We start from the raw sequence: 3810 nt of genomic DNA on the forward strand, positions 1-3810 counted from the left end.
CTGCGAGCTGAGGATAGGACGCATTGTTCCCATCGTGGGTCGCAGGATACCCACTCTTTGTTTCCAGGAACGTGCCTTGGCGTGTGTGGGTTGGGCAAGCGCGAATAATCGTGGTGCCGAAACCTTGAAGGTTGCTGGGTGGGTTCAAGTGATGAGCGCAAGCGCTTTGGCCAGCGTAGCTCCTGGCGTTTGAAAGCCAAGGGTTTTTTCTCGGCCGGGTATTAAGCCTGAGCGCGACCGCACCCAAGTCGCTCTGGCTATGCACGGACAGGTCTGAGCTCTTCGGGAAGTACTGCCGCAGCAAGCCATTGGTGTTCTCGTTGCTTCCCCGCTGCCACGGGCTCTGGGGATCGCAGAAGTAGACGTCAACGTCAGTCGCGACGCTGAAGGGCTCCGTCGCAAATCCGGAGCAGGGACGAGAAGAATCGACGTGTTTGCGGAGAGGTCAAGCAGTGAGCAGGGCGAACTGCTCAGCGAGCGATAGCTGCCGATTGCAGGCATACTTTGCCTGTTGTTTGCGCATCATGTAGATCAACTCGATGCCTCCCAGGATCACTCGGGAAGAGACAACGGACTGGAAACCGAGCATCGGCCGGATCCGCCGTTTGATAACACGATGATCCTGTTCAATGCGGTTATTATCGGGCATGAATAGGCGCGACACCCCATTCAGGTTTCTGAAGGCTGACAGATCAGGTATCCTCGGCGCACCGGGATAGGGGTGTCGGGAGCACGGAAGGTGGGCAGGCCGTCGTATCTGATGAGCTGAGAGCTCGTGTTGTTATCTGGCCGCCCCTGCGACTGGCCCGGGTGCGCTGCGAGCGCGGATCCGAAGGTGTCGTGTGGCCCACCAGCTCCCGAGGTTATGCAACCCAACAGGAGCCGGAGATGAGGATCATTGCTCTCGATGTTCATCAGTCCTTTGCCCAAATGGCGGTGCTGGACAAGGGAGTTATCCGAGACGCCGGAAAGGTCGATCTCGAACGCAACCGCTTGCTGCGGTTTGCCCAGTCCCTGAGGCCTGACGATGAGGTCGTTCTGGAGGCAACTGGCAACACCAGCGCCATCGTGCGCCTGCTGTCGCCCCTCGTGGCGCGCGTGGTGATTGCCAATCCCAACCTGGTGCGGGCGATCGCCTGGGCCAAGGTCAAAACCGACAAGATCGATGCCCGCGTGCTGGCGAAGCTCTATGCGAGCGGGTTCCTGCCCGAGGTCTGGATGCCGGACGAGGAGACCGAGGCCCGCCGGCGTATCACGGCGGAACGCACCCAGCTGGTCGCGCAGATGACCCGGCTCAAGAACCGGATCCACTCGGTTCTGCACGCCCACCTGATCCCACCCTACCACGGCAGCCTGTTCTCGAAACGCGGGAGGGCCTGGTTGGAGGCCCTCCCGCTCGCCGAGGATCGGCGTCGGGTGATCCTGCGTCATGCCGGTGAACTGGATCGGCTTGGGGCCGAACTCGCTGAGCTCGACAAGAGCCTCGCCCAGAAGGCGCTCGACGATCCGCAGGTCCGGCGGTTGATGACGATCACAGGGGTGAATGCAACTGTCGCGATGAGTGTCCTGGCCGCGATCGGCGACATCAAACGCTTCTCCTCACCGCAAAAGCTCGTGAGCTACTTCGGTCTCAATCCGAAGGTGCGGCAGTCGGGCGATAAGCCCGCCTATCATGGACGCATCAGCAAACAGGGGCGTGCTCATGCCCGTTCGATGCTGGTCGAGGCGGCCTGGGTGATCTCCGGCGTACCAGGCCCTCTGCGGGCCTTCTTCGTGCGCATCAGGAACAAACGCGGCAAGTCAGTGGCTGCCGTGGCAACGGCACGCAAGCTGGCGGTGATCGTCTGGCATATGCTGAGCAAGGACGAGGACTACACCTGGAGACGGCCGGCGCTGCTGCAGTGGAAATTGCGCCATCTCGAACTGGCGGCGGGTCATGCGTCGCACCGGGGTGGCAGGCAAAAAGGATCCGCTGCCGCGTACAGCAAGAAGGCGGTGCGTGCGGCGGAGCGAGAGATGGTCGGTGAGGCCGAAGAAGCGTACCGGCGGTTTGTGGCCAGCTGGAAGCAGCGATCACCGAAAGGGTGCTCGGGTGCCGCCAATGAGGTGCGACGATCCTAAGCTGCGCGGCAGGGTTGCAACCTCACGCCCTGCTCTTCGCTCCGGGGTCACCCGAGCCCGTTCAATATAGCAGAACCAGCCCTGCCGATCCACTCGCCGGTAGGGGCGAGTACCGTACGCACTCTCGTCGCCCAGGTAGACCGGCGAGCCTCTCGTCACACGATGCCGCGCTCAAACCCAGTTTCTGCCGGTCAATACGTGGACAGCGCCTGCCTCAGACCAACAGACGATAAGAAGAATGCTCCCACCGATGTCGAAAACGCCTTGTCAAATACATCCGTCAGATGGGTTGTCTAATCGCAGCTCATTGATCAAGTCCTTTCTCGTAATTGCTCAACGATGTCATTGCCGGCCTTGTGACCGGCAATGACGGGAGGCCGATGTTGCGGCCGTGCTGCTTATTCGTTTGGCATCATTGAGCCGGCCGCCGGGAGCAGGGTTGTCTTCGCGGTCGACACCTGGTCGCCGCATGATGGTCTTCGCAGGGGGGCCTTCCAATGTATTCGACGCAGTCTGCGGGCCGATGACGCGCACCTGCAATCCCATTAACGGAATGGCCTGACCTACGTCCCGGCAGGGACGTCTCGGCGCGTCCGACGAGTGGACGCAATCTGGTTATGGTTCAGCTTCACGTCCCGGCTCGTCTCCCCATGCCGCAGTGCGCTTTCAGGCGGTCGTGCGGGCGGCTCGATCAAAGAGCGTGCCGGTTTTCAGCATCGTGTGCATGATCACCGCGAGCTTGCGTGCTACGGCAACGGCGGCTCGCTTGAAGCCGATCTTCTCCCTCAGCTTCAGCCCCCAGGATCGGAGCGCACTGTCGGCACGGCTCCGGGTCAGGATCACCGTTGCCGCCTCGTAGAGGAGGCCGCGCAGATGCTTGTCTCCGCGTCGCGAGATGTGGCCATCGTAATCGACTTCGCCTGACTGATACCGTCGGGTTGTGAGGCCGAGCCACGCGCCCACTGAACGCGATGTCCTGAAGTTCTCCGGGTCTTCGATCGCAGCGGTGAAGGACGCTGAGGTGACCGCGCCAATCCCGGGAATCGACATCAAGAGCTGGCACGATGCGCTCTCCCGCGCGGTGGCGACAAGCTGTCGGTCGAGCTCGGCTGCCCGGACACGCAGGCTGCGCCAGGCCTCAAGCAGAGGCAAAACGATCCGCTCCAGCCCGCTGTTACCGGCAAGCAGACGGCGGACATTGGTTTCAAACACGCGACCGGCCCCCTTGGGAACGACCAGCCCGAAGATCTTCATGAGCCCGCGGATCTGATTGGCCAGCTCGGTCATGGATTTGAGCCGTTGACAGCGCGCGGCCACCAGCGTGCGGGTCAGCATGCTGTCATACTGCTTGACTCGCACCTCACGGTAGAAGCCCGCCTCTGCGAGCTGCGCCAAGCCGTCGGCATCGTTCGCATCAGTCTTGCTCGGTGCCATATCGAGCGCTGCTTTGGCATGGCGAGCATCGATGCAGATTGCCGGCAAGCCTTCCGCCGTCAGGACATGATAGAACCAGACCGACAAGGGACCAGTCTCGAACACCACTCGCTTTGCCGTGGGCGCGCGCTTGCGGAGCACATCCGCCAGCAATGTCGGATCAGACGGGCATTTGCCGCGCCAGATCCGTTTGCCATTCTGCCGCACCGAGATCGCCGTCTCTTTCAACGACAGTAGAGTAGGCGGTGAGCGCCG

Annotated in this window: 2 protein-coding genes and 2 pseudogenes; 1 reads left to right on the top strand and 3 read right to left on the bottom strand. The window is 61.8% G+C overall.

The genetic code is table 11. From position 1 onward, the window contains the following. Positions 1-205: 205 nt before the first annotated feature. Positions 206-376, bottom strand: a pseudogene (locus tag AA309_RS33285) (IS30 family transposase); the annotation flags it as partial. Between the two features lie 69 nt (positions 377-445). Further along, positions 446-640 (bottom strand): annotated as a pseudogene (locus AA309_RS18775) (DDE-type integrase/transposase/recombinase); the annotation flags it as partial. A 248-nt stretch (positions 641-888) separates the two neighbouring features. Between AA309_RS18775 and AA309_RS18780 the strand changes: the two are divergent. Beyond that, positions 889-2121: an IS110 family RNA-guided transposase gene (locus AA309_RS18780; RefSeq protein WP_047190551.1), complete on the top strand. Its 1233-nt coding sequence runs from the start codon at positions 889-891 to the stop codon at positions 2119-2121. 666 nt (positions 2122-2787) lie between these two features. On the opposite strand, the gene AA309_RS18785 is transcribed toward AA309_RS18780, so the two are convergent. Further along, complete coding sequence (locus tag AA309_RS18785; protein WP_047190552.1) at positions 2788-3789, bottom strand: IS110 family RNA-guided transposase; 1002 nt, start codon at positions 3787-3789, stop codon at positions 2788-2790. Positions 3790-3810: the final 21 nt, after the last annotated feature.

This window comes from Microvirga vignae (assembly GCF_001017175.1).
GTDB lineage: Bacteria > Pseudomonadota > Alphaproteobacteria > Rhizobiales > Beijerinckiaceae > Microvirga > Microvirga vignae.

What these genes read in the sequence shown, in the direction of transcription:
- AA309_RS18780 (WP_047190551.1), top strand. Translation starts at nt 889, where the DNA reads ATGAGGATCATTGCTCTCGATGTTCATCAGTCCTTTGCCCAAATGGCG.